The sequence below is a fragment of the Streptomyces sp. NPDC044063 genome (assembly GCF_056434285.1).
The window spans coordinates 145,102-151,514 of record NZ_JBWKFM010000017.1 but is presented as its reverse complement, the minus strand read 5'-3'; the positions used below and the strand labels follow the sequence as shown (position 1 = coordinate 151,514).

The following is a 6,413-nucleotide window of genomic DNA, read 5'->3' as shown; positions in this document are numbered from 1 at the left end:
CTCAAGGAACGGACGCTTCCTTTGTACTCACCCTCTCGGGCTTTCCTCCGGGCGCTTCCCTTCGTTGTTTCCAACCTTACCAGATCCGTTTTCCGTTCGTTTCCGATCGGAATTTCGTTTCCAGCGCCCTGTTGGACCGGGCTTCCCCGACTTTATCAGATTTCTCTGAGTCGGATTTTCACTCGCTTTCCGGAAGCTTGCCTCGCGCCCAAGCGCTTGGCGTTCCCTCTGCGGTGGAGCCGTAAACGTACTGGACGGCCGCGCCCGATGCAAATCGGCAGCGGGGCGGCCGCCCATACGGCTGATGCCGCGTCAGACCTCGACGACGACCGGGAGGATCATCGGGCGACGGCGGTAGCTGTCCGACACCCACTTGCCCACCGTGCGGCGCACCAGCTGCTGGAGCTGGTGGGGCTCGGCGATGCCGTCCGCGGCGGCCTTGGCGATGACCTCTTCGATCTTCGGGGTCACGGCGCTGAACGCCGAGTCCTCGATGCCGGAGCCACGTGCCTGGATCTGCGGACCGCTGACGACCTTGCCGGTCGTGCTGTCGACGACCACGTGGACGAAGATGATGCCTTCGTCGCCGAGGATGCGGCGGTCCTTGAGCGAGGCCTCGGTGACGTCGCCGACCGAGAGGCCGTCCACGTACACATAGCCCGCCTGCACCTTGCCGGTGATCTTCGCCTTGCCGTCGACCAGGTCCACGACGACGCCGTCCTCGGCGATGACGATGTGGTCCTTGGGAATGCCGGTGAGCGCGCCCAACTCGGCGTTGGCGCGCAGGTGGCGCCATTCGCCGTGCACCGGCATCAGGTTCTTCGGCTTGCAGATGTTGTAGAAGTACAGCAGCTCGCCGGCCGAGGCGTGGCCCGAGACGTGGACGCGGGCGTTGCCCTTGTGGACGACGTTGGCGCCCCAGCGGGTCAGGCCGTTGATCACGCGGTAGACCGCGTTCTCGTTGCCGGGGATCAGGGACGAGGCCAGGATGACGGTGTCGCCCTGGACGATCCGGATCTGGTGGTCCCGGTTGGCCATGCGGGACAGCGCGGCCATGGGCTCGCCCTGGGAGCCGGTGCAGACCAGCACGACCTCGTCGTCCGGCAGGTCGTCGAGGGTCTTGACGTCCACGACGAGGCCGGCGGGCACCCGCAGGTAGCCCAGGTCGCGGGCGATGCCCATGTTGCGGACCATCGAGCGACCGACGAAGGCGACCCGGCGGCCGTACTCGTGCGCCGCGTCGAGGATCTGCTGGATGCGGTGGACGTGGCTGGCGAAGCTGGCCACGATGATGCGCTTTTGGGCGCCCGCGAAGACCTGGCGCAGCACGCCGTGGATGTCGCGCTCGGGCGGCACGAAGCCGGGGACCTCGGCGTTCGTGGAGTCCACGAGCAGGAGGTCGATGCCCTCCTCGCCGAGCCGGGCGAAGGCCGGCAGGTCGGTGAGGCGACGGTCCAGCGGGAGCTGGTCCATCTTGAAGTCGCCGGTGTGCACGGCCATGCCGGCCGGGGTGCGGATGGCGACGGCCAGGGCGTCCGGGATGGAGTGGTTGACCGCGATGAACTCGCAGTCGAAGGGGCCCAGCCGCTCGCGGTCGCCCTCGACGACCTCGAGGGTGTAGGGGCGGATGCGGTGCTCCTGGAGCTTGGCCTCGATCAGGGCGAGGGTCAGCTTGGAGCCGATCAGCGGGATGTCCGGCTTCTCGCGGAGGAGGAACGGGACGCCGCCGATGTGGTCCTCGTGACCGTGCGTGAGCACGATGCCCTCGATGTCGTCGAGGCGGTCACGGATGGACGTGAAGTCCGGCAGGATCAGATCGACTCCGGGCTGCTCCTCCTCAGGGAAGAGCACTCCGCAGTCGACGATCAGCAGACGGCCGTCGTACTCGAAGACCGTCATGTTGCGGCCGATCTCGCCGAGACCGCCGAGCGGGGTGACGCGAAGGCCTCCCTTGGGAAGCTTCGGCGGCGAACCGAGTTCAGGGTGCGGGTGGCTCAAAAGACTCTCCTCACCACGCGCGCCACATGCCCCGTGGGCACGTGGCGCGCGTGACAATCGTGCACTTGCAGTTGTTGTCGGTATTCGGTTGTGAAGTCTGGGTGCTAGAGCTGTACCCCGCCGGCGGCGAGATCGCTCTTGAGCTGCGCGGTCTGCTCGTCCGTGAGCCCGATGAGGGGCAGTCGCAGCGGACCGCCGGGCAGCCCTTGGAGCTTGAGGGCGGCCTTGGTCGTCATGACGCCCTGGGTGCGGAACATGCCGGTGTAGACCGGCAGCAGGCGGCGGTGGATCTCGGCCGCCTTGTCGACGTCGCCGGAGCGGTGGGCCTCCAGGAGCGCGCGCAGCTCGGGGGCGACGACGTGGCCGACGACGGAGACGAAGCCCGCGGCGCCCACGGACAGCAGCGGGAGGTTGAGCATGTCGTCGCCGGAGTACCAGGCGAGACCCGAGCGGGCCATGGCCCAGCTGGCGGCGCCGAGATCGCCCTTGGCGTCCTTGTTGGCGACGATGCGCGGGTGCTCGGCGAGCCGGACCAGGGTCTCGGTCTCGATCTGGACGCCACTGCGGCCGGGGATGTCGTAGACCATCACGGGGAGGTCCGTGGCATCGGCGACGGCGGTGAAGTGGCGGCGCAGGCCCTCCTGCGGGGGCTTGTTGTAGTACGGGGTCACGACCAGGAGGCCGTGGGCGCCCGCCTGCGCGGCGGCGCGGGCGAGCTCGGTGCTGTGCCGGGTGTCGTTGGTGCCGGCTCCGGCCACGACATGGGCGCGGTCACCGACCGCCTCGACGACGGCGCGTACGAGCTGGGCTTTCTCCGCATCGCTGGTGGTGGGGGACTCACCGGTGGTGCCGTTGACGACGAGGCCGTCGTTGCCTGCGTCGACCAGGTGGGCGGCGAGGCGCTGCGCGCCGTCGAGGTCGAGCGCGCCGTCGGCGGTGAAGGGCGTGACCATGGCGGTCAGGACCCGCCCGAAGGGCGTCTGCGGTGTGGAGGTCGGAGCCATGGGGCCCACGCTACTCGTTGCTCACCGTGAGGTGCTCCCTCGGGGAGTGCGAAAAGGGATCCCGGCACTGCCTGCTCGGGGGTTCAAGCAGTGCCGGGTCCGTTTTTTCAGCCTAGATGAAGGTGTTGAAATGCCGCAATACGGACACCGTGATCGGTGCTCCGGTCGCACTGCGTCACGGCACACGACCGGCCATGATCAGGGGGCGACGCGGCCGTTCTTGTTGAAGGCCTCGTAGGTCAGCGGCATGAGCTTGGCCCACTCCGCCTCCATCTTCTCGCCCACCATCTCGATCTCCCGCTGCGGGAAGGAGGGGACCTTCGCCAGCTCGTGCTGGGTGCGCAGGCCGAGGAAGTGCATCAGCGAGCGCGCGTTGCACGTGGCGTACATCGAGGAGAACAGGCCGACCGGGAGGACCGAGCGGGCCACCTCGCGGGCCACGCCGGCGGCGAGCATCTCCTGATACGACTCGTACGCCCGGCGGTAGCTGTCCTCCATGGCACGGCTGGTGAGCTCGTGCTGCTCCGCGGTGCCCTCGACGAAGACGTACTTGCCCGGGCGGCCCTCCTGGACCAGCTTGCGGGACGCGTCCGGCACGTAGAAGACGGGCTCCAGCTCGCGGTAGCGGCCGGACTCCTCGTTGTACGACCAGCCCACGCGGTGCCGCATGAACTCGCGGAAGACGAAGATCGGGGCGCTGATGAAGAAGGTCATCGAGTTGTGCTCGAAGGGGCTGCCGTGGCGGTCGCGCATCAGGTAGTTGATGAGCCCCTTGGACCGCTCGGGGTCCTTGGTGATCTCCTCCAGGGACTGCTCGCCGGCCGTGGAGACGCGGGCGGCCCACAGCACATCGCTGTCCGCCGCGCTGTGCTTGACCAGCTCGACGGTCACATCGCCGCGGAACGTCGGCTTGTCGGTCGTGGCGTCCTCGGTGGGGGTGTCGGTCACCGGCGGGGTCCTTCCGTTTCGCGTTGCCTTGCCGGCGCCAAGCCTACGGGCCGCCACTGACACTCCCGTGTCGCCGGGCCCGCACTCCCGTGTCGCCGGGCCCGGGAACGGAACCACCCCCACCACAGCGGAGGGGTCTCGCGCCAGTTGATATTTTTCACAGAAGTTACGGAAAACGGGCACCCAACCGGGAGTTCGAACGTCCTTACTTGTGACAACCCACCCCAAGGTTCCTAGGAGAGCCCTTCATGTCCCTCCCCCAGCCTCCGCTGGGCGGCACCCGCAGCCGAGAGTCCGTGCCGTTCGCCTTCGTCGCCGAGGCCGAGCGCTACCGCAGCAACGTCACGCCGCCACCCCGAGACCGCGTCGACCGCTCGCAGATCGTCGGGCGGGCGCTCGTGGGGCTGACGGTGGCGGCGGGGCTGGTCGGGGCGCTGCTGTTCGGCATGCCCGCGCTCAAGACGGACCCGCGCGACACCCACCGGACCCAGCAGTCCGAGGCGCACACGGGTCGCTGATCCACCGCCTCTGACCAGCGGGTACCCTCACCCCGCACAGCCATTCGAGCGTGCATGTGTGTGAGTGAGGAACCGTCGTGCCCCTGCCCTTCCTGACAGCCGACCGCGACGACGATCTCGCGACGACGACAGCGACCGCGACCGCCGCGCCCCCGGCCCACACGGACCCGGCCCCGGCCCCGTGCACGGACCCCTCGATGGACCTGTACGAGAGCCGGAGCCGCCGGCGGCGTCCCTACCGCCCGGGTCCGCTGCGGGTGGGTGGCGCGGCGGTGCTGCTTCTGTTCGCGTCGCAGCTGCTCGTCGCCGCCCTGATCATCGGGTTCGCCGGCTCGCTGCCCGGCGCCGGCATCGCCCTGGCCGTGGCCGCGCTGCTGATCGCGCTCGCGTGGCGATCGGTCCGTACGGGCATCTGGGTGGACGAGAAGGGACTGCGCCAGTCGCGGCTGCTCACCGGCACCTCGCTGCCGTGGTCCGCCGTCGGCGAGGTGCGGATCGTCCAGCAGCCCGTACGCCGACTGGGTCTGCTGGGCGCGGTGCAGGGCCAGGCGCTGGTCGTCCACCGCGCCGACGGCCAACCGCTGCCGGTGCTGGTCACCGACCAGGGGCCGGACTTCCTCGGCCGTCCGCAGGCCTTCGCCGCGGCGGCCGACGCCACCGAGGAGTGGGTGGCGGAGCTGCGGGCCGCCGCCGGCCGTAACTGACCGGCCGACCGGCCGGCGCGGTCAGACCGCGTCGGCCCGGACCGGCCTGCCGTCGTGGAGGGCGATCGCCCGCTGCATCGCCTTGCGCGCGCGAGGGGTGTCGCGGGCGTCGTGGTAGGCGACCGCCAGCCGGAACCAGGAACGCCAGTCGCCCGGCGCCCGCTCCGTCTCGGCCCGGCGCTTGGCGAACACCGCGTCCGCCGAATCCCGGTCGATGCGGCCGCCGGGGGTCCGGACGAGCTCGTCGACCGGCAGCCCGCCCTCGGCCTCCAGCTCCCGCGCCAGCCGGTTGGCGTCGCGCGCGAACTTGGTGGTCTGGTACAGGAACCAGGCCCCGATGAACGGCAGCACCAGCACCGCGGCGCCGAAGGCGACGGTGATCGGGGTGCCCTGCTGGATGAGCATGACGCCGCGGCTGCCGACCAGCATGAAGTAGACGACCAGGACGGCGGCCAGGGCGAAATAGACGATCTTTGCGCGCATGACTACCGGTCCAGGTCCAGGAAGTGTTCGAGCCCGAAGGTCAGGCCCGGGGTGGTGACCACGCGCCGCGCGCCGAGCAGGATGCCCGGCATGAAGCAGCTGTGGTGCAGCGAGTCGTGGCGGATGGTGAGCGTCTCACCGGTGTCGCCGAACAGCACCTCCTGGTGGGCGAGCAGCCCCCGCAGCCGTACGGCGTGCACGGGCACCCCGTCGACGTCGGCGCCGCGCGCGCCCGGAAGGGCCGTGCTGGTGGCGTCGGGCTGCGGGGCGCAGCCGGCCTCGCGCCGGGCGGCCGCGATGAGCTGCGCGGTGCGGGTCGCGGTGCCGGAGGGGGCGTCCGCCTTGTTGGGGTGGTGGAGCTCGACGACCTCGACGGACTCGAAGTAGCGGGCCGCCTGCTGGGCGAAGGCCATGGTCAGGACCGCGCCGATGGAGAAGTTGGGGGCGATGAGCACACCGGTGGAGGGCGAGGCCTCCAGCCAGGAGTTCAGCGTCGCGAGGCGCTCCTCGGTCCAGCCGGTGGTGCCGACCACGCCGTGGATGCCGTTGCGGACGCAGAACTCGAGGTTGTCCATCACCGAGTCCGGGTGCGTCAGCTCGACCGCGACCTGGGCGCCGGCCTCGGTGAGGGCGTCGAGGCTGTCGCCCCGGCCCAGCGCCGCCACCAGCTCCATGTCCTCGGCGGCCTCCACGGCCCGTACGGCCTCGGAGCCGATCCGGCCCTTCGCGCCGATGACGGCGACGCGCAGCTTGCTCAT

At 70.2% G+C, this 6,413-nt stretch carries 7 protein-coding genes; 2 read left to right on the top strand and 5 right to left on the bottom strand.

All coding sequences use genetic code 11. The features are described from left to right. Positions 1-312 precede the first annotated feature (312 nt). From AC07BS_RS21830 to thyX, 3 genes are all read right to left on the bottom strand, one after another. Entirely contained in the window at positions 313-1,998 is a 1,686-nt protein-coding gene (locus tag AC07BS_RS21830; protein ID WP_478650378.1) for a ribonuclease J, read from the bottom strand. Between the two features lie 104 nt (positions 1,999-2,102). Beyond that, positions 2,103-3,002: a 4-hydroxy-tetrahydrodipicolinate synthase gene (gene dapA / locus AC07BS_RS21825; protein ID WP_478650376.1), complete on the bottom strand. Its 900-nt coding sequence runs from the start codon at positions 3,000-3,002 to the stop codon at positions 2,103-2,105. 198 nt (positions 3,003-3,200) lie between these two features. Beyond that, positions 3,201-3,950 carry an FAD-dependent thymidylate synthase gene (thyX, locus tag AC07BS_RS21820; RefSeq protein WP_478650374.1) on the bottom strand — a complete coding sequence of 250 codons (750 nt, stop codon included), beginning with the start codon at positions 3,948-3,950 and terminating at the stop codon, positions 3,201-3,203. Positions 3,951-4,198: 248 nt separating this feature from the next. Here thyX and AC07BS_RS21815 point away from each other — a divergent pair, with 248 nt between their 5' ends. Both AC07BS_RS21815 and AC07BS_RS21810 read left to right on the top strand, forming a co-directional pair. Beyond that, positions 4,199-4,468, top strand: a complete 270-nt coding sequence (locus AC07BS_RS21815; protein ID WP_478650372.1) for a hypothetical protein — start codon at positions 4,199-4,201, stop codon at positions 4,466-4,468. Between the two features lie 77 nt (positions 4,469-4,545). Next, positions 4,546-5,172, top strand: coding sequence for a hypothetical protein (locus AC07BS_RS21810; RefSeq protein WP_478933887.1), 627 nt, complete (start codon positions 4,546-4,548; stop codon positions 5,170-5,172). A 21-nt stretch (positions 5,173-5,193) separates the two neighbouring features. Here AC07BS_RS21810 and AC07BS_RS21805 read toward each other — a convergent pair whose 3' ends face one another. Both AC07BS_RS21805 and dapB read right to left on the bottom strand, forming a co-directional pair. After that, positions 5,194-5,655 (bottom strand): hypothetical protein, encoded by a 462-nt coding sequence (locus AC07BS_RS21805; protein WP_478650368.1) that lies wholly within the window; start codon positions 5,653-5,655, stop codon positions 5,194-5,196. Positions 5,656-5,657: 2 nt separating this feature from the next. Beyond that, positions 5,658-6,413, bottom strand: a complete 756-nt coding sequence (dapB, locus tag AC07BS_RS21800) for a 4-hydroxy-tetrahydrodipicolinate reductase (RefSeq protein WP_478650366.1) — start codon at positions 6,411-6,413, stop codon at positions 5,658-5,660.